The sequence below is a fragment of the Bacteroides sp. HMSC067B03 genome (genome assembly GCF_001811315.1).
GTDB lineage: Bacteria > Bacteroidota > Bacteroidia > Bacteroidales > Bacteroidaceae > Bacteroides > Bacteroides faecis.
In genome coordinates this window covers 1-18854 of record NZ_KV804509.1, presented here as the reverse complement: position 1 = coordinate 18854, position 18854 = coordinate 1, and the positions used below count along the sequence as shown (strand labels likewise).

Annotated in this window: 17 protein-coding genes; 2 read left to right on the top strand and 15 right to left on the bottom strand. The window is 42.0% G+C overall.

The features are described from left to right. Window positions 1-8: 8 nt before the first annotated feature. The 8 genes from HMPREF2794_RS26460 to tig form a co-directional block, all read right to left on the bottom strand. A complete protein-coding gene (locus HMPREF2794_RS26460) occupies window positions 9-1391 on the bottom strand; it encodes a peptidylprolyl isomerase (protein WP_010536492.1) in 1383 nt (460 codons plus the stop codon). Between the two features lie 9 nt (window positions 1392-1400). After that, window positions 1401-2246: a peptidylprolyl isomerase gene (locus tag HMPREF2794_RS26455; protein ID WP_029425272.1), complete on the bottom strand. Its 846-nt coding sequence runs from the start codon at window positions 2244-2246 to the stop codon at window positions 1401-1403. A 54-nt stretch (window positions 2247-2300) separates the two neighbouring features. Beyond that, window positions 2301-3842 (bottom strand): peptidylprolyl isomerase, encoded by a 1542-nt coding sequence (locus HMPREF2794_RS26450; RefSeq protein WP_168166640.1) that lies wholly within the window; start codon window positions 3840-3842, stop codon window positions 2301-2303. A gap of 97 nt (window positions 3843-3939) precedes the next feature. Next, window positions 3940-5418, bottom strand: a complete 1479-nt coding sequence (gene guaB / locus HMPREF2794_RS26445) for an IMP dehydrogenase (protein WP_010536489.1) — start codon at window positions 5416-5418, stop codon at window positions 3940-3942. 87 nt (window positions 5419-5505) lie between these two features. Then, window positions 5506-7686 (bottom strand): DNA helicase RecQ, encoded by a 2181-nt coding sequence (recQ, locus tag HMPREF2794_RS26440; protein ID WP_008764112.1) that lies wholly within the window; start codon window positions 7684-7686, stop codon window positions 5506-5508. Window positions 7687-7855: 169 nt separating this feature from the next. Then, window positions 7856-9100 (bottom strand): ATP-dependent Clp protease ATP-binding subunit ClpX, encoded by a 1245-nt coding sequence (gene clpX / locus HMPREF2794_RS26435; protein WP_010536481.1) that lies wholly within the window; start codon window positions 9098-9100, stop codon window positions 7856-7858. A gap of 2 nt (window positions 9101-9102) precedes the next feature. Further along, window positions 9103-9765: an ATP-dependent Clp endopeptidase proteolytic subunit ClpP gene (clpP, locus tag HMPREF2794_RS26430; protein ID WP_004297164.1), complete on the bottom strand. Its 663-nt coding sequence runs from the start codon at window positions 9763-9765 to the stop codon at window positions 9103-9105. Between the two features lie 143 nt (window positions 9766-9908). After that, entirely contained in the window at window positions 9909-11264 is a 1356-nt protein-coding gene (tig, locus tag HMPREF2794_RS26425; RefSeq protein WP_010536480.1) for a trigger factor, read from the bottom strand. A gap of 398 nt (window positions 11265-11662) precedes the next feature. On the opposite strand from tig, the gene HMPREF2794_RS26420 reads away from it, so the two are divergent. Continuing rightward, the gene (locus HMPREF2794_RS26420) at window positions 11663-11908 is read left to right on the top strand and encodes an RNA recognition motif domain-containing protein (protein WP_004297160.1); all 246 of its coding nucleotides are present in this window, start codon (window positions 11663-11665) and stop codon (window positions 11906-11908) included. 86 nt (window positions 11909-11994) lie between these two features. Here the strand turns inward: HMPREF2794_RS26420 and HMPREF2794_RS26415 are convergent, their stop codons facing one another. Together HMPREF2794_RS26415 and HMPREF2794_RS26410 are read right to left on the bottom strand one after the other, a co-directional pair. Then, entirely contained in the window at window positions 11995-12765 is a 771-nt protein-coding gene (locus HMPREF2794_RS26415; RefSeq protein ID WP_010536479.1) for an ABC transporter ATP-binding protein, read from the bottom strand. Beyond that, a complete protein-coding gene (locus HMPREF2794_RS26410) occupies window positions 12762-13505 on the bottom strand; it encodes an MlaE family ABC transporter permease (protein ID WP_008760768.1) in 744 nt (247 codons plus the stop codon). Before HMPREF2794_RS26410 ends, HMPREF2794_RS26415 begins: the two co-directional genes overlap by 4 nt. A 75-nt stretch (window positions 13506-13580) precedes the next feature. Here HMPREF2794_RS26410 and lptB point away from each other — a divergent pair, with 75 nt between their 5' ends. Next, window positions 13581-14348 carry an LPS export ABC transporter ATP-binding protein gene (gene lptB / locus HMPREF2794_RS26405; RefSeq protein WP_010536478.1) on the top strand — a complete coding sequence of 256 codons (768 nt, stop codon included), beginning with the start codon at window positions 13581-13583 and terminating at the stop codon, window positions 14346-14348. Window positions 14349-14461: 113 nt separating this feature from the next. Here the strand turns inward: lptB and der are convergent, their stop codons facing one another. The 5 genes from der to HMPREF2794_RS26385 form a co-directional block, all read right to left on the bottom strand. Then, window positions 14462-15775, bottom strand: a complete 1314-nt coding sequence (der, locus tag HMPREF2794_RS26400) for a ribosome biogenesis GTPase Der (protein ID WP_010536477.1) — start codon at window positions 15773-15775, stop codon at window positions 14462-14464. A 48-nt stretch (window positions 15776-15823) separates the two neighbouring features. Next, window positions 15824-16705: a GTPase Era gene (gene era, locus HMPREF2794_RS26395; protein ID WP_008760765.1), complete on the bottom strand. Its 882-nt coding sequence runs from the start codon at window positions 16703-16705 to the stop codon at window positions 15824-15826. 85 nt (window positions 16706-16790) lie between these two features. After that, entirely contained in the window at window positions 16791-17798 is a 1008-nt protein-coding gene (locus HMPREF2794_RS26390; RefSeq protein ID WP_010536476.1) for a beta-ketoacyl-ACP synthase III, read from the bottom strand. An 86-nt stretch (window positions 17799-17884) separates the two neighbouring features. Next, window positions 17885-18070: a 50S ribosomal protein L32 gene (gene rpmF, locus HMPREF2794_RS28275; protein WP_002562387.1), complete on the bottom strand. Its 186-nt coding sequence runs from the start codon at window positions 18068-18070 to the stop codon at window positions 17885-17887. Window positions 18071-18082: 12 nt separating this feature from the next. Beyond that, window positions 18083-18661 carry a YceD family protein gene (locus HMPREF2794_RS26385; RefSeq protein WP_010536475.1) on the bottom strand — a complete coding sequence of 193 codons (579 nt, stop codon included), beginning with the start codon at window positions 18659-18661 and terminating at the stop codon, window positions 18083-18085. Window positions 18662-18854: the final 193 nt, after the last annotated feature.

The following is an 18854-nucleotide window of genomic DNA, read 5'->3' as shown; positions in this document are numbered from 1 at the left end:
TTTAAACATCAATCATTCCTTACCCAACCCGGATACTTGAAGTCACACTTCTGCCAGTTCGGATCAATACGTACATACGTATGTTTCTGTTTGTTCAAAATCCATTTCTGCAACATCTCTTCCCGACGCTTATCCATCACTATTTCCTTCAAATCCTGATAGTCTTCCGCAATGGTAGCTTTATGACCGTTGATCTTTGCTTTCAGTTTTACAATGGCACAAACTTCTTTTCCATCTTTCTCGTTGATCATCGTAAAGGCTTTGGATATTTCACCCACATTCATCTTATCCACTACTTTCGCAACATCCTGCGGCAAATCCTGCATCTGGAATTTAGAAGTAGTGATGCCAGTACGCTCATTCGTATTCACCATAATACCGTGATTATTACGAGTATCTTTATCTTGTGAAATCACAGAAGCAGCATCATCAAACGTAAACTTATTCTGACGAATATCATCACCGATAGAGTCCAGACGGGCACAAGCCTCTGTCAATTCCTTTTCAGAAACTTTCGGGCGCAACAGAATGTGACGGGTATTCACACGGTCACCGCGCTTCTCGATCAGCTGAATAATATGATAACCAAATTCCGATTCTACAATCTTGGAAACCTTCTTCGGGTCTTGAAGACTGAATGCTACATTGGCATAAGCCGGGTCAAGCATACCACGTCCCATAAAATCAAGTTCACCACCCTTGATAGCAGAAGCCTTATCTTCAGAATACAGACGTGCCAGCGTAGAGAAATCAATCTCCCCTTTTGTCACACGATCCGTATAATCACGTAAACGTCTCTTTACGTCTTCTATTTCCGCAATAGGAATTTTAGGTTGCAGGGTGATAATCTGCACTTCTACCTGAGTGGGAATATAAGGGATACTGTCCTGAGGAAGATCTTTGAAATAGCGGCGTACTTCTGCCGGAGTCACCTTGATTTCTCCTACCAGTTTCTGCTGCATTTTCTGTACCGTCAATCCATCCCGGGCATTTTCGCGCAACGTTTCACGAATTTGAGTGGCAGTCTTATTGAAGTATTCCTCCATCTTCTCTTTAGAACCAATCTGCTGAATATACATATTGGTCATCATATCTACGCGCTGAATGATTTCCGCTTCGGAAACTTCGATACTGTCCAGCTTTGCCTGATGCAGGAATAATTTCTGCACAGCGATTTCTTCGGGTATTACACAATAAGGATCGCCTTCAAATCTGCGTCCATTATACAGGGCATCCATGCGTGCCTCTTCCACATCTGATTTCAAAATAGCTTCGTCACCTACTACCCAAACTACCTCATCAATTACATTGTCCTGTGCATAAGTTACCACGTTGGCAAATACTGCCAGGACAAGGGTAACAATAAATCTAAAGTTCACAAACTTCTTCATTCTTTGTATTTAATAATTGTATATAATCTTCTTTTTGTTCACAGCCTGCTGATACAGGTCGTTCTTCACTTGTTCCATAAAGTTCACCCGTTTCTGATTGACCAGTAAATCCTTCACTTCCGACCGTGCAAACTCATACGGTTTTTCTTCGCCTGCTCCGCGATAATCGCTCACATTGAGGAAATAACAAAATGCCGTATCTTTCAGCTCCACTTGCCGATGCTTGTTTATGTATTCTTCCGGTGCCGCCTCTTTCAATGGAATCAGATCCAGCACATCCGTTACCGGAACCCATTTATTGTAAAAGTATTCATACTTCACCGCATTCTGCAAACTATATTTTTCCAGGCTCTCCACAGCGTCCTGTTTCTCAGTCTTATACCATCTGCGAACATTGTTCAGCTGAGGTGCTGTCAACGGAACTTTAATAAACAGTCCCTTAATCAGCGGAGATTCCAGTTTAAACAAATCCTTGTTTTTCTCATAATAATCCGCAATCTCCTGCTCCGAAATATCACTCGTCAGTTTCTGGTTTATCAGTTCCTGCTGATAAGTATGCATGATCAAAGCTTTCCGGTAATTCTCCACCAGCTTATCTACATCCACATTATCCGGGATATTATTCGCTGCTTTTTCATACAACAAAATCTCCTCCGCCCAGCTACGAATGTAATGCTCGGCGAAAAGAATACTATCATCTTTTGACAATCCGACCGGTAGCACAGACATCAAATCTTCTTTATATAAAAAGTTACCATCTACCTCCACTAATGCAGTCTTGCCTTTGTGGTCGTACTGCTCTTTGCACGCTCCACAACAAAGAAGGGTAATTAGTAAGAGGACTAATATTCGCATCGTCAATTCAAATCTACTTATTTAAGGTACGAAGATAGTGAATAATCGGTTACATCAGTTATTATTAACTGTTTTTAAAACCTCTTGGTTTATTTCAACCTTACCTGACTCCTCCAATTCCCGCTCCCAATATGCGTTAAGATAGTTTCTATAATCTTTTCTCACCTGCTCAATTACCTCTCTGTAATCATCCGGACCCTTCTGTTTTTTGCCAGCAACAATAGTAAAAGGATACGACATTACAGACTCAAAACCACCCTTCTTAAAGACCAATTTATCTATATATTTATTATCTCCGTCGGCAAAAATCCCCTGTTCGATTTTAATTTTTTCGTCACCGGATGTATTAAAAGTTTTGCGAAGTATGTCTTCCCATTCCTTCTCCGGTACTTTCTTCAGCAGCTTTTTAGCCTGTTTGGCAGTCTTTTTATCCACACAATGCAATACCACTCCTTTATACCGAGGATGTTCCCAGCGGTAATCCGATGAATGAAACTTAAAATAAGTAGCCAATCCTGCCCGATCGTTAACAGCCGGTAAATCTACTTTCTGACGCGTGATCTCCGCAACCAGACATTTTTCAGCATACTCCTGCAAAGTATAACGAAGTTCCGGATGCTTTTTTTCCACATGCCGATTCTCGTAATCCAGCAAAGATTTGGCTATAAAACCATTCAGCTGACGTTTTACAGCCTGGGGATGGGATGAAGCAAACCACTTAAACATCTCTCCCGTATATGTCTGCCCATTGACAGTAAACAAAGTTCTATCTGTTTCACCTTTCTGCAGCAATTCCTCCAAAGCCTCCGTATTCGGAACATATTGGTATTCTTTTTTCAATTGCTCCACTATTGCTTCCGTTCCTTTATCCAGTGGCTGACGCCGTAAACGATTCAAAAGGCTATCACTAACTATCTCATACGCAGATACTTCTTTCCGGTCAACAACTTGCAGAATATGAAGCCCCTCCGGTGTAAAGAAAGGTTTCGATATTTCACCCTTCGCCAAAGAAAAAGCGACATCCTCAAACTCGGAAGTTGTCTGTAAGTTTTCGATCCACACACAACGTTTATCATCTGAAAACCGGTCCACCAAACTGGTAAAATCAATACTTGGCTGATTCTGTATCACCTGATAAATAGAATCCATACGTGCTTGCTCCTCTTGCAAATGCCTGGAAGTAATGGTTTGAGGCAGATATTTGAAAATCTGCTGTACCTGTACTTGTCCGTTACGTACATTTCCTTTCATCTTCTGATATAGAATACGGGCATTGCCATCCATTTCCTGGCTGCCCGGCAGATAAGACCTCAACAACTTTGTCCGATAAGCTTCCTGTTGCTTACGAAAAGCCGAAGTAGTATCGAGCCCTGCCGCTCTGGACGCTTCCACTTTCAACTTAGCCTGAATGAAAAGCTCCGCATATTCTTTAGGAGACAATTTCTCACCCTCACCATCCACATGACGGCGATAGGAATATTCAAACTCCGAACGAGGTATTTCCTTTCCGTTAATCCGCATTACTACGGGATCTTCCTGAGCGGAAACCCATATTCCGAAGAGACTTATCCATCCTAAAAGCAGACTTCTTTTCATCATTGATTCTTTGTTTAAAACGACAAACGGTGAACAACGAACATGTGCCATACAGCCTGTTCACCGTTCACCGCTAATCGTTTACCGTTTATATAAATTATTCCGGACGGCTATAGTTAGGCGATTCACTGGTAATCGTCACGTCATGCGGATGACTTTCCATCACTCCGGCATTTGTGATACGAGTAAACTTCGCATCATGCAGTTTTTCAATATTAGCAGCACCGCAATATCCCATACCTGCACGCAAACCGCCGGACAGCTGATAAACTACTTCATAAAGCGTACCTTTATAAGGAACACGTGCAGCAATACCTTCCGGTACCAACTTCTTCACATCGGCAGTTCCGCTCTGGAAGTAACGGTCCTTCGAACCATTTTCCATCGCTTCCAATGAGCCCATACCACGATATGACTTGAACTTACGTCCGTTAAAGATAATAGTATCACCCGGAGACTCTTCAGTTCCGGCAACCAATGATCCGATCATCACACAATATCCACCGGCAGCCAATGCTTTTACCACATCACCGGAGTAACGTAATCCACCATCAGCAATCAAAGGAACACCTGTACCTTTCAGTGCTTTGGCTACATCATATACAGCCGATAACTGAGGAACACCCACACCTGCAACAACACGAGTCGTACAGATAGAACCCGGACCGATACCTACTTTCACTGCATCAGCACCAGCTTCCGCCAAAGCCTTCGCAGCTTCGCCGGTAGCAATATTACCTACTACAATATCAATATTCGGGAAGCGTTTCTTTGCTTCTTTCAGTTTTTCAATAACGAACATAGAATGTCCGTGAGCTGTATCGATCACGATAGCATCCGCACCGGCATCTACCAATGCCTGCATGCGATCCAGCGTATCGGCAGTAACGCCCACACCTGCAGCTACACGCAGACGACCTTTGGCATCCTTACAAGCCATCGGTTTATCTTTTGCCTTTGTTATATCTTTATAAGTAACAAGACCGATCAATTTCCCATCCATTCCGACAATCGGCAATTTCTCGATCTTATGTTTCTGAAGAATCTGTGCTGCAGACTCCAAATCTGTAGACTGATTGGTAGTCACCAATCTTTCTTTGGGAGTCATAACCAGATCAATATGTTTGGTCATGTCTCTTTCGAAACGCAAATCTCTGTTGGTAACGATACCTACCAGATAACCTTCATCATCCACCACAGGAATACCGCCGATTTTATATTCAGCCATAATTCCCAAAGCATCGCTAACAGTAGAACCTCTCTTAATAGTAACAGGATCGTAAATCATACCATTTTCAGCACGCTTTACAATGGCAACTTGTCTTGCCTGCTCCTCAATAGACATATTCTTGTGAATCACACCGATACCACCTTCACGGGCAATGGCAATAGCCATTTTCGCTTCGGTAACCGTATCCATGGCAGCCGTCACAAAAGGAATTTTTAACTCAATGTTTCTTGAAAACTTTGTCGAGAGATCGACAGTGCGCGGTAAAACTTCAGAATAAGCGGGGATCAACAATACGTCGTCGTAAGTTAACCCATCCATTACAATCTTATCAGCAATAAATGACATAGGGCTGTGCGTTTAAAAATTTATTGCGTGCAAATATACGGTTTTTATTCAAAACAGCATACCTGCACGCCTATTTTTTTCGCTTTTTTAATTAGCCATTTCAGAGATGAACTTGATTCTCACCAGTCGGACTTCCTCTTCGGTAAATTCATCACCCAGTTCATCAAGAGCATCATCAATTTTGTCTGTCGTAGATTCCTTGAAATAATCATAGATATCGAGCATATGGTCTTCATCCATAATTTCTTCCAGGAAGTAATCAATATTCAGTTTGGTTCCGGAGTAAACGATCGCTTCCACCTCATCCAATAGCTCACCAAACTCAATTCCTTTGGAAAGAGCGATATCGTCCAATGCCACTTTACGATCAATAGCCTGAATGATAGCCACTTTCATTTTCGATTTATTAGCAACCGTACGTACACGCAAATCTTCCGGACGTTCAATTTCATTCTCTTCGCAATGACGCTTGATCAGTTTACAAAACTCTTCACCATAGCGTTTTGCTTTTCCGGCACCTACGCCCGGGATATTCTGCAGTTCATCCAGTGTCACCGGATAGATGGTAGCCATTGCTTCCAACGACGGATCCTGGAAAATAACATATGGAGGAACCTCCAGCTTCTTGGAAAGCTTCTTCCGCAAGTCCTTCAGCATTGAGTAAAGAGCCGGGTCCACCGCACAAGAACCACCGCCACGTGCCGGTACTTCTTCTTCCGTTTCTTCAAAATCATTATCTTCAGTAATCTTGAATGATTTTGGTTTCTTCAGGAATTTGTGTCCTTCTTCCGTTACCTTCAGTAGACCATAATTCTCCACATCTTTGCTCAAGTAACCGCCAATCAACGCTTGTCGAATCACCGCATTCCATGTTTTGTCTTCTTCGCCCATACCCGAACCGAATACTTCCAGATCTTCGTGCAAATGAGCCTGTACTTCCGACGTTTCTCTACCTTGTAGTATGTCTATGATATAATCTGCCTTAAAATTTTCTTTCACCGCGATAATCGCTTCAATCACGGCACACAATAACTCTTGAGCCTCCACTTGTTTTTTAGGGTTTAAACAGTTGTCACAATTTCCACAATTTTCTTCCGTATATTCTTCACCGAAATAATGCAGCAATGTCTTGCGCCGGCACACGGAAGATTCGGCATAAGCAGCGGTTTCCAACAGAAGCTGCTTGCCTATTTCCTGTTCTGCCACAGGTTTTCCCTGCATGAACTTTTCCAGTTTCTGCAGGTCTTTGTTTGTATAAAAAGTCAGGCACTGGCCTTCGCCGCCGTCTCTGCCGGCACGTCCTGTCTCCTGGTAATACCCTTCCAGACTTTTGGGGATATCGTAATGGATTACAAACCGTACATCCGGCTTGTCAATTCCCATACCGAAAGCGATGGTAGCTACAATCACTTCCACCTTTTCCATCAGGAAATCATCTTGGTTCTTCGTTCTCGTCATAGAGTCCATACCTGCATGATAAGGACGCGCATTGATTCCGTTTGCCTGAAGAATCTCAGCAAGTTCTTCTACTTTCTTCCGGCTCAGGCAATAAATAATACCCGACTTTTCCGAATTATTCTTGATGAACTTAATGATATCTTTATCAATATTATTAGTCTTTGCGCGTACCTCATAATAAAGGTTCGGACGGTTGAACGACGATTTAAAAACCTGAGCATCCACCATCCCCAGATTTTTCTGGATATCGTGCTGTACCTTCGGTGTTGCTGTTGCAGTAAGTGCAATCAAGGGAGCTTTCCCTATTTCGTTAATGATCGGACGAATCCGCCGATACTCCGGACGGAAGTCATGTCCCCATTCGGAAATACAATGAGCTTCGTCTACCGCATAGAACGAAATTTTCACCGAACGCAAAAAATCTACATTTTCTTCCTTTGTCAACGACTCAGGAGCCACATATAGCAATTTTGTTTTTCCGGCAAGGATGTCAGACCTGACTTGGTCTATTGCACCTTTATTTAATGAAGAATTTATAAAATGGGCGATGCCATCCTCTTCACTGAAATTACGCATTGCATCCACCTGATTCTTCATCAACGCAATGAGCGGAGAAATAACAATTGCCGTACCTTCCATCAAGAGCGAAGGTAACTGATAGCATAAAGATTTTCCGCCACCGGTAGGCATTAGTACAAAGGTATCTTTACCATCGAGCAAATTCTGAATGATTGCTTCCTGGTTTCCCTTGAACTTATTAAATCCGAAATACTTTTTCAGTTCATCTGTTAAATTAATCTTCCCTGCCATCTTAACTTAGGTTGTTTTATTCAGTTCATGGTTTAACTTTAAGTAAAGCCCTCTATTGCAAGAGAGCCAAACAAAGTTATAAACAACTTCGTAATTACCAAGCAAAATACGACTAATATTTTCAAGAAAAAACAGAAACAATCATTTCCAGTAGCCTTACTATTTGATATTAAGCAGTTTGCAGCCTTGCCATATTCGCTTTTTCCAGCTGTTGTTTTGCATAATCCAACGTTACCTTATACTCTTTCTTGCTTTCTGAAGGGATTTCAAACATGACATCCATCATGATCGTTTCCACAATAGAACGCAATCCACGGGCACCCAGCTTATATTCTACGGCCTTGTCAACGATATATTCGAAAACAGAATCCTCAAATGTCAGCTTGATACCATCCATTTCAAACAATTTGATATATTGTTTGATGATAGAGTTTTTCGGTTCGGTAAGAATAGCACGGAGTGCATTACGATCCAGCGGATTCAGATAAGTCAGCACCGGAAGACGACCGATAATTTCGGGAATCAGTCCGAATGACTTCAAATCCTGAGGAGCAATATACTGCATCATATTATTCTTATCAATTACAGCTGTCTTCTGTGAAGCGGTATAGCCTACCACATGTGTATTCAGCCGTTGGGCAATTTTCTTTTCAATGCCATCGAAAGCACCTCCGCAGATAAAGAGAATATTTTTAGTATTCACCGGAATCATTTTCTGGTCGGGATGCTTACGGCCTCCCTGAGGGGGAACGTTCACAACCGAACCTTCGAGCAATTTCAGCAACCCCTGCTGTACTCCCTCCCCGCTTACGTCGCGGGTAATGGAAGGATTATCTCCTTTACGGGCAATCTTGTCTATCTCATCAATAAACACAATTCCCTGTTCAGCTTCCGGTACATTATAATCTGCCACCTGAAGCAAACGAGTCAGGATGCTTTCAATATCTTCACCCACATAACCGGCTTCCGTCAACACCGTAGCATCTACAATCGTAAACGGAACATGAAGCAACTTGGCAATTGTACGCGCCAAGAGGGTTTTTCCGGTTCCGGTACTTCCCACCATGATAATGTTTGATTTTTCAATCTCTACATCATCGCCACTGTCTTTTTGCAAAAGGCGCTTATAGTGGTTGTAAACCGATACCGAAAGAAAACGCTTCGCGTCGTCTTGTCCAATTACGTACTGATCGAGGAATTTCTTTATTTCTACCGGTTTGGGCAGTTCTTTTAAATTGAGTTTGGTAGCTCCGGCGCCTTTTCTGCTTTCACCCAGTGCTTCCTGAGTTATCTCATAAGCCTGAGTAGCGCAGCTGTCGCAGATATAGCCGTTCATTCCTGTAATCAGGAATCCGACCTCATTCTCCGACCGACCGCAGAAGCTACACTTTTTCTTTGTCTTTGAATCAGCCATTTTTATTTTTTAATCAATACCTCATCAATCATACCGTATTCTTTCGCTTCCTGAGCTGTCATCCAGTAATCACGGTCTGAGTCGGCCCATACTTTATCGAAGTCTGTGTGCGAATGATCGGCGATAATCGTATAAAGTTCTTTCTTCAATTTCTGAATCTCACGGGCTGTGATTTCAATATCCGAAGCCTGTCCCTGAGCACCTCCCATCGGCTGGTGAATCATAACGCGTGAATGCGGCAACGCCGAACGTTTACCTTCAGCACCAGCTACCAGCAATACAGCAGCCATCGAAGCTGCCATACCTGTACAGATCGTCGCAACATCACTTGAGATAAACTGCATGGTATCATAAATACCCAGTCCGGCATATACACTGCCACCCGGAGAATTGATATAGATGGAAATATCCTTGCCCGGGTCTACAGAGTCCAGATAGAGCAACTGCGCCTGAAGCGTATTTGCCGTATAGTCATCTACTTGTGTACCCAGAAAAATAATGCGGTCCATCATCAGTCGGGAGAATACATCGAGCTGAGTTACATTCAGCTGTCTCTCTTCGAGAATATAGGGATTCAAATACCCGGCTTGCGATTTAATCACATCGTCCAGCACCATGCCATTCATTCCTAAATGCTTGGTTGCGTATTTTCTAAAATCATCCATGTTATGGTTCCTTTCTAATTAAATTTATAATAAACGTAAGTGCAAAGAAACGAAAAAGAACACATAGACACAAAAAAACACAGAGTTATAATTTTATAAAAACTCTGTGTTTCTGTGACTTTATGTTCTATTCAACCGAACGATTATTCAAACATTTTATTGAACTCTTCCATAGAAACGCTCTTGTTCTCCAAAGTTACCTGAGCTTTCAGGGCTGCAGCCAACTTCACTTCTACTACGCGGCTTACCAGATTGTTGATTGTCTCTTTCTTCTTCAACATTTCCTGTGCATAGTTGTCAAGTACGTCTTCAGGTACAGACAACATTCCGTATTGAGCAAACTGTGCTTTCGTTGTTTCTTTCGCCATCTTCAGCACATCTTCCTGTTCTACTTTGATATCGTTTGCCTCTACCAACTGTTCCTTGATCAGGTGCCAAGTCAGTTCTTCGATGCTCTTATCGTAGTTCTCAGCTACATATTCTTCACCTTTTTCTTCGTTGTTCAGTAACATGATACGTTTCAGCAATGCATCAGAGAATTCCAGCTTGCCTACTTTGTCCATCATCACTTTACGAATGTCGATCAGGAATTTATAATCACTGTCAGCCACAAATCTTGCTGCGATTTCTTCTTTGATCTTAGCGCGGAATTCTTCTTCAGTCTTCACTACACCTTCACCAAATGCCTGGTCAAATACTTCCTGAGTCAGTTCACCCGGTACAAAACGAGTGATTTCTTCTACCTGGAAACTGAAATCAGACTTCACGTCTTTAGCGATTTCCTTGTCGATCTTCAGCAGAGAGCCAAGTTCAGCAGCATGTCCGTCGTAAGCAACATTCGGATTGAATACCAATACATCGTTTACTTTTGCATTAGCGAAGATTGCTTTCTGATCGTCGTTCTTCATATAAGAAGGCATCAATACTGCACCTTCTACCTGAATACCGCCTTCTTTCGTATTACCTTCTTCATCCAGCTGAGCCAACAGGCCTTTCAGCATATCGTTATCTTCGTAAGCGTCTACTTTATCGTATTTACCAGTACGTTGAGTATACATCTTCACCTGGTTATCGATCATTTCATCCGATACTTCGATTGTATAGTAATCTACTTTATCTTTAGCACTTACTTCTGCTTTAAATTCAGGTGCCAGAGCGATATCGAATACAAATTCGAATTCTTCCATTGTATCGAAGTCGATCATCTGCTGTTTTTCTTCGTTAGGCAACGGTTCGCCCAGCATGTTCACCTTATTTTCTTTAATATAGTTGTAAACAGCTTCTTGCAATACTTTATTCACTTCTTCTGCAATCACTGATTTACCATACATCTTCTTAACCAGGCTCATCGGAACCATTCCTTTACGGAATCCCGGCATCTGCGCCTTCTGGCGGAATGATTTCAACGATTTGTCTACTTTCTCCTGATAGTCGGCTTTCTCAAGCTTTACAGTAAGCTGTGCGCTTACTTTGTCAATGTTTTGTAATGAAACGTTCATTCTGACAATTATTTATTTGATTTATACTTTGTTCTAACTCAAACGAGGGTGCAAAATTAGTGCTAATCTTTCAATTTTCAAAAGACATTGCAGATTTATTTCGCATCTATTATGGAATATATAAATGACAATTGCATGACAGGCAATGGTTCGCTAACCACACATCCTTCTTTTTTTCTCATTGTCTGCAAATTAAAGTAAGAAAAAGATGGTCAATCCAAAAATTATTCTTTTCTTTGCTGCGGATTGATGGACCATTAGTTTCTCGATTTGATTACAAGGTTTTTACTTCTGTTTCGAAAACGCATTTGTAAACTCTCTGTCGTTTTAATCTTTTTATTAGTAACCATCTATCCAGAGAGTTTTATTCATTTATTTATTTTTTTATCATTTTCATTATGAACATTTATGTTGGAAACCTTAACTACCGTGTTAAGGAAGGAGATCTGCAACAAGTGATGGAAGATTACGGAGCAGTATCATCAGTTAAAGTAGTTATGGATCGTGAAACCGGTAAATCCAAAGGATTTGCTTTCATTGAAATGGAAGACGACGCTGCAGCTGCTAAAGCAATCGCAGAATTGAACGGTGCTGAATACATGGGCCGTACAATGGTAGTTAAAGAAGCTAGACCCAGAGCTTAATTGCCGACGCTAATATAGCTAAGAAAAAAAGAAACTTCTGCCACCTGATGACAGAAGTTTTTTTATGTCCTTTTATTTATTTCCAATCAACCTTCCATGCTCTGTACTTCCACATCCTTCACCTTGCGGAGCAGGTCAGAAGCAAAGATAAAGTTATTCAGCCTTTCATTGGTAGAAGTAAAGATATCATCTTTCGTTCCTTCCCATTCCTTGTGTCCTTCATAAATATAAATCACTTTCTCCCCAATCCCCAACACAGAGTTCATATCATGGGTATTGATAATAGTCGTCATATTATACTCCTGAGTAATGTCATGAATGAGATCATCGATAACTAATGACGTTTTTGGGTCCAGTCCGGAGTTCGGCTCATCACAGAACAGGTACTGCGGGTTCAATGCGATAGCACGGGCAATAGCCACACGCTTCTGCATACCACCACTGATTTCACCCGGAAATTTATCTTTTGCTTCAGTCAGATTCACACGTTCCAGACAGAACATGGCACGTTTGGTACGATCGCGCAATGTATCATTACTAAACATATTCAGCGGGAACATCACATTATCCAGCACCGACATCGAGTCGAAAAGGGCAGCACTCTGAAAAATCATCCCCATCTCCTTGCGAAGCATCTTTTTCTCCTTCTTACCCATCAGGACAAGATTACGTCCGTCATAAAGCACTTCCCCCTTCTCGGGAGTAAGTAATCCTACGATACATTTCATCAATACCGTTTTACCGGACCCACTCTGACCGATAATCAAGTTTGTCTTCCCATTCTCAAAAGAGGCATTGATATCACTCAATACCGTCTTATCTTCAAATGATTTATAAAGTCCTCTAACGTCAATCATCCCATCAAAAGTTTAGTTAATACCAAATCTGCAAACAGAATTAACACACTACTGCTTACCACAGCATCCGTAGAAGCCTTTCCCACGGCAATCGAACCGCCGTCTACCGTATAACCGAAGAAGGCAGAAACACTCGCGATAATAAAGGCAAAGAAGAGGGATTTGATGATACCCGCCCAGATAAACCATTCGACAAACATATACTGCAATCCATATTCCAAATCAACTGCATTCATCACACCCGCAAACCAACAAGTACAAAAGGCTCCAATGATTCCGGCAAAAATACTAAATGTCACCAATACAGGAATCACAGTCACCATTGCCGTAATTTTGGGTAATATCAGATAATTGGCAGAATTAATACCCATGATCTCGAGCGCGTCAATCTGTTGCGTCACCCGCATCGTTCCCAGTTCCGAAGCGATGTTCGAGCCAACCTTTCCCGCCAAGATGAGACACATAATAGAAGAGGAAAATTCCAGCAACATGATTTCACGTGTCACATACCCCACTGTCCAGCGAGGCATCCATGGACTTTCAATGTTCAATTTAATCTGAATGGTAATCACCGCGCCGATGAAAAACGAAATCAACAACACGATACCGATGGAGTTTACACCCAGTTGCTCCATCTCGTTAAGGTATTGCCGGAAAAACATACGCATACGCTCGGGACGGGAAAAAGTACGTCCCATCAGCATGATATATCGTCCGACGGTTCTCAATGCTTTTATCATAACTCACACTATTTGTCTGCAAATGTACATTATTTCAGCTTATTTTTACTACATTTGCCGCAAAATAACTAGAATATGGAAGAAAGCAAGATGGTGCTTCGCACGGAAGACCTGGTTAAAAAGTACGGAAAACGAACCGTTGTAAGCCATGTATCCATTGACGTGAAGCAAGGTGAAATTGTAGGTTTGCTGGGACCGAACGGTGCCGGTAAGACGACTTCATTCTATATGACCGTAGGACTGATCACGCCTAATGAAGGCCGGATCTTCCTCGACGACCTTGAGATTACCAAATTTCCAGTATACAAACGGGCGCAGACGGGTATCGGGTACCTTGCACAGGAAGCCTCCGTATTCCGTCAGATGAGTGTAGAAGACAATATCGCTTCTGTACTCGAGATGACCAATAAGCCTAAGGATTATCAGAAGGAGAAGCTCGAAAGCCTGATTGCAGAGTTCCGTCTTCAAAAGGTACGCAAGAACAAAGGTAACCAACTGTCCGGAGGTGAACGCCGCCGTACGGAAATCGCCCGGTGTCTTGCCATCGACCCGAAGTTCATCATGCTTGATGAACCATTTGCCGGAGTCGACCCTATCGCGGTAGAAGATATCCAGCAAATTGTATGGAAGCTAAAGGATAAAAATATCGGCATCCTGATTACCGACCACAATGTACAGGAAACATTAAGTATCACCGACCGCGCTTATCTGCTGTTTGAAGGAAAGATCCTGTTTCAGGGCACACCGGAAGAGCTGGCTGAAAACAAGATCGTGCGTGAGAAATATCTGAGTAACAGCTTCGTATTGCGCCGTAAAGATTTCCAGTTAAACAAAGACGAATAATCTTTGCGAATCACCGGTTCAAAACAAAACGGAGATCTGTTCAGTATAAAAGATAAATCGCCCGGCAACATTCCACTGCCGGGCGATTTCTTTTTATTCATATGAATATACCTTTATTTCTGTCGGATATAAATATTGATCGGTGTACCGGTAAGATTCCACTTCTCACGCATTTTGTTTTCCAAGAAACGCTTGTACGGTTCTTTCACATACTGCGGCAGATTTGCAAAATAGACAAAAGAAGGCACCTGGGTATTCGGCAACTGCGTGATATATTTAATCTTGATATACTTACCTTTATTTGATGGGGGCGGATATGCCTCGATCAGCGGAAGCATTTCTTCATTCAAGCGGGCAGTCGGTATCTTTGTTGTACGGTTTTCATATACGCTACGAGCTTCTTCAAGCACTTTCAGGATACGCTGTTTGGTCAATGCAGAAGCAAATATAATCGGAAAATCCACAAACGGAGCAAAGCGTGAACGGATAGTTGCCTCGAACTCTTTCATCATTTTCGCCGTTTTATCCTCTATAAGATCCCACTTATTAATCACAACCACCAAGCCTTTCTGATTTTTCTGTATCAGAGAAAGGATATTCAAATCCTGGCTCTCAACGCCTCTCGTTGCATCGAGCATCAAAATACAGACATCCGCGTTCTCAATCGAACGAATCGAACGAACTACCGAATAATATTCCAGATCCTCGTTCACCTTATTCTTTTTACGGATACCGGCTGTATCTACCAGATAAAAATCGAAACCGAATTTGTTGTAACGTGTATAGATAGAGTCGCGGGTTGTTCCGGCAATCTCCGTCACGATGTTACGGTCTTCTCCGATAAACGCGTTTACAATAGAAGATTTTCCTGCATTCGGACGTCCCACTACAGCGAAGCGAGGGATATCATCGTCCAGAATTTCTGAATTCTCTTTACTGAATTTACTGACAATCAAGTCCATCAAATCACCTGTACCACTTCCTGTGATAGCAGAGATACAATACGGATCGCCCAATCCTAATTTATAAAACTCAGGAGCGTTATATTGCAATTCATTATTATCCGTTTTATTGGCCACCATAATCACCGGACTATTGGCACGCCGCAAGATAGCCGCCACCTGCATATCCAGATCCGTCACTCCGTTCATCACATCCACTACAAACAGAATAACGTCCGCTTCTTCTACTGCCAGCAATACTTGCTTCCTGATTTCCTCTTCAAAGATATCATCAGAATTCACCACCCATCCGCCGGTATCTACCACGGAGAACTCACGGCCCAGCCATTCGGACTTGCCATACTGCCTGTCGCGGGTCGTCCCCGCTTCTTCATTCACAATAGCCTGACGAGTTTTCGTCAGACGGTTAAATAAGGTAGACTTGCCCACATTGGGGCGTCCTACAATTGCAACTAAATTATTCATAGCTCAATACCTTGTTTTTTCACGACTATCCCAGTCGCATGAATACTCTTAATCTAACTGATAACCAAAGTTCCGCAGTTCCTTATCCGAACTGCGCCAATCTTTATCAACCTTCACATAGGTTTCCAGGAAAATAGTCTTTCCAAAGAAACGTTCCAATTCCCGGCGTGCCTCGGTAGCCACTTTCTTCAGAGCTTTTCCTTGCTTGCCGATAATAATTCCTTTTTGCGAGTCCCGTTCCACATAAATCACCGCCCGGATATGGATCTTTTTCGCTTCCTCTTTAAATTCCTCTACCACTACTTCCACCGAATAGGGGATCTCTTTGTCATAGTATAGCAGGATCTTTTCACGGATAATTTCATTCACAAAGAAGCGGGCAGGCTTATCCGTCCACTGGTCTTTGCCGAAGTAAGGAGGAGAATCGGGCAATAATTCCTGAATACGCTTCATCACATAATCCACATTGAACTTTGATGCGGCGGAAATAGGAATAATCTCAGCCTGTGGAAGCAACTCCTTCCACTCTTCGACCAACTTTATTAGCTTCTCCTGATCCGTGAGGTCTATTTTGTTTATAAGCAACAGGACAGGGACGGTCATCTGACGCACCTTTCCCATAAACTCGTTGTTCTTGTCCGGCGTTTCCACCACGTCGGTCACATAAAGCAGTACATCCGCATCCGTCAGTGCGGAAGTCGAGAAGTTCAGCATCGACTCCTGCAACTTATAGTTAGGTTTCAATACTCCCGGAGTATCAGAAAAAACAATCTGCATATCATCCGTATTATAAATTCCCATAATCCGGTGACGGGTAGTCTGTGCTTTGAAGGTGGCAATTGATATACGTTCTCCCACCAAAGCATTCATCAATGTCGATTTTCCGACATTCGGGTTCCCTACGATGTTCACAAAACCTGCTTTATGCATTTCTCTTTATTTTATTGGTTGAGACAAAAAAACGCATCGAATCGAAATAAGATGCGTTTTTTGTGTTATAGTTCAGTAACTTACGTTACGATTCCTTTTTTCCGTCATAACCCCATTTTACATAAACCGCACCCCATGTAAATCCGGCGCCGAATGCTGTAAATATAATGTTATCACCTTTCTTGAGTTTATCTTCATAATCCCAGATACACAGGGGAAGTGTGGCGGCACTTGTGTTACCATAATGTTCAATATTCACCAGCACTTTATCCATTGGGAGTTCCATGCGATGAGCCACAGCTTCGATGATACGAACATTCGCCTGATGGGGAACCACCCAGTCAATGTTATCTTTTGTCAGACCATTCTTTTCTGCGATTGCAGCAGATACATCCGACATACTTGAAACTGCATATTTGAACACTGTTCTTCCTTCCTGGTGCAGATAGTGCATTTTATTGTCTACTGTGAAATAAGACGGAGGACAAACCGAACCACCAGCTTTCATATGGAGGAAAGGCAGACCTTTACCATCTGTTCTCAGTATCGAATCCATGATACCCAGATCTTCCGTAGTGGGCTCCAGCATAAAAGCAGCAGCACCGTCACCAAAGATAGGGCAAGTAGCACGATCTGTATAGTTAACCATTGACGACATCTTATCGGCACCGACAATGATAATTTTCTTATATCTTCCCGAACGAATGAAATTCGCAGCAGTTTCCATCAGATACAGAAAGCCACTACATGCAGCTTGCAAGTCGAAAGCAAACGCATTTTTCAGTCCGAGTTTATCGCAAAGAATAGAAGCTGTAGAAGGGAAGTGATAGTCAGGAGTACTGGTAGCAACAATAACCAAATCGATATCGTCAGGATTGGCTCCAGTCTTTTTCATCAACTGCTTGGCAGCCTTGCGTGCCATGTATGAGCTACCTAATCCTTCCTCATTCAGAATATGTCTTTCCTTTACTCCGATACGAGTCATAATCCATTCGTCGTTGGTATCTACCATTCTTGATATCTCTTCATTAGTCAAGATATAATCGGGTACATAGCCTCCAACTCCTGTGATTACTGCATTTATTTTTTCCATCAAACCTATTTTAAATTAGCAATACTATAATACTTAAAGCAGCCGGAGAGTTTTCCCCCTCGGCTGTCTTGAGTATACTGTACTAATTATACAGCTGCTTCTTTTTCGATAGCGAGCTTACCTCTGTAGTAACCACATGCGCCACATACAGTGTGGTAAACATGCCATTCTCCGCAATTCGGACAAATAGCCAATGTAGGAGCTACTGCCTTATCATGAGTTCTTCTCTTTGCTGTTCTTGTTTTTGATTGTCTTCTCTTAGGATGTGCCATTTTCTTAAAACTTTAATTATTATCTAATATTTTTTTTAATTCATTCCAACGGGGATCAATTTGTTCCTCCATTTCCTCCTCTACTACGATATCATCTCCACCTGTGTCAAAGACTTCATCGCTATCTTCATTAGCATCTGTTTTGAGATGCTTACTCAACTTACTAGTAACAGCTTTGTTGCACTTACCCGGAGCATGTACATGCTTCATAGGGATGGAAAGCGCCACAAATTCATACATGAACCATGCTACATTGATTTCTCCCTCTTCTTCGGGGATTACAATCAAGTTATCACCTTCTTCTGCATATTCATGTCCAAACTTCACCATCAGTTTATCAGATGATGTGATCTGTAGCTCCATTTCGTCCAAACAACGGTCGCATGGTACCCATACCATACCGTCCGTCTGAAAGCTCAATTCGAAAGCACGAGAGGTTCTTTTTACAGTCAAAGTAACATTTACTTTTCCTTTCTGAACTTCAGGACCATCAATGTGGGCGAAGTAAAGGTTATCCAAAACAAACTCATACTTAGCAGAGTCTGTTTGCATGCCTTTCAAATCAATTTTGTATTTATCAAACTTTCCCAAAGCTTCTCTCTTTTTTTAATCGTTAGATTACAATTCGGGCGACAAAGATACAAATAAATATCCTCATAACATACAAATTACCAGTAAATATTCACTTTTTTAATAGGTATTATGAGGATTATTGCTGTTAAAAATGATGCCACAAATTCCGAAGGTATCCCTAAGGTATCAAAAACAAGAAAGCCCTCCAGGT

Bases quoted from the DNA above. Each gene is read 5' to 3' on its own strand.
- HMPREF2794_RS26460 (WP_010536492.1), bottom strand. From the start codon at position 1,391: ATGAAGAAGTTTGTGAACTTTAGATTTATTGTTACCCTTGTCCTGGCA.
- HMPREF2794_RS26455 (WP_029425272.1), bottom strand. From the start codon at position 2,246: ATGCGAATATTAGTCCTCTTACTAATTACCCTTCTTTGTTGTGGAGCG.
- HMPREF2794_RS26450 (WP_168166640.1), bottom strand. From the start codon at position 3,842: ATGAAAAGAAGTCTGCTTTTAGGATGGATAAGTCTCTTCGGAATATGG.
- guaB (WP_010536489.1), bottom strand. From the start codon at position 5,418: ATGTCATTTATTGCTGATAAGATTGTAATGGATGGGTTAACTTACGAC.
- recQ (WP_008764112.1), bottom strand. From the start codon at position 7,686: ATGGCAGGGAAGATTAATTTAACAGATGAACTGAAAAAGTATTTCGGA.
- clpX (WP_010536481.1), bottom strand. From the start codon at position 9,100: ATGGCTGATTCAAAGACAAAGAAAAAGTGTAGCTTCTGCGGTCGGTCG.
- clpP (WP_004297164.1), bottom strand. From the start codon at position 9,765: ATGGATGATTTTAGAAAATACGCAACCAAGCATTTAGGAATGAATGGC.
- tig (WP_010536480.1), bottom strand. From the start codon at position 11,264: ATGAACGTTTCATTACAAAACATTGACAAAGTAAGCGCACAGCTTACT.
- HMPREF2794_RS26420 (WP_004297160.1), top strand. From the start codon at position 11,663: ATGAACATTTATGTTGGAAACCTTAACTACCGTGTTAAGGAAGGAGAT.
- HMPREF2794_RS26415 (WP_010536479.1), bottom strand. From the start codon at position 12,765: ATGATTGACGTTAGAGGACTTTATAAATCATTTGAAGATAAGACGGTA.
- HMPREF2794_RS26410 (WP_008760768.1), bottom strand. From the start codon at position 13,505: ATGATAAAAGCATTGAGAACCGTCGGACGATATATCATGCTGATGGGA.
- lptB (WP_010536478.1), top strand. From the start codon at position 13,581: ATGGAAGAAAGCAAGATGGTGCTTCGCACGGAAGACCTGGTTAAAAAG.
- der (WP_010536477.1), bottom strand. From the start codon at position 15,775: ATGAATAATTTAGTTGCAATTGTAGGACGCCCCAATGTGGGCAAGTCT.
- era (WP_008760765.1), bottom strand. From the start codon at position 16,705: ATGCATAAAGCAGGTTTTGTGAACATCGTAGGGAACCCGAATGTCGGA.
- HMPREF2794_RS26390 (WP_010536476.1), bottom strand. From the start codon at position 17,798: ATGGAAAAAATAAATGCAGTAATCACAGGAGTTGGAGGCTATGTACCC.
- rpmF (WP_002562387.1), bottom strand. From the start codon at position 18,070: ATGGCACATCCTAAGAGAAGACAATCAAAAACAAGAACAGCAAAGAGA.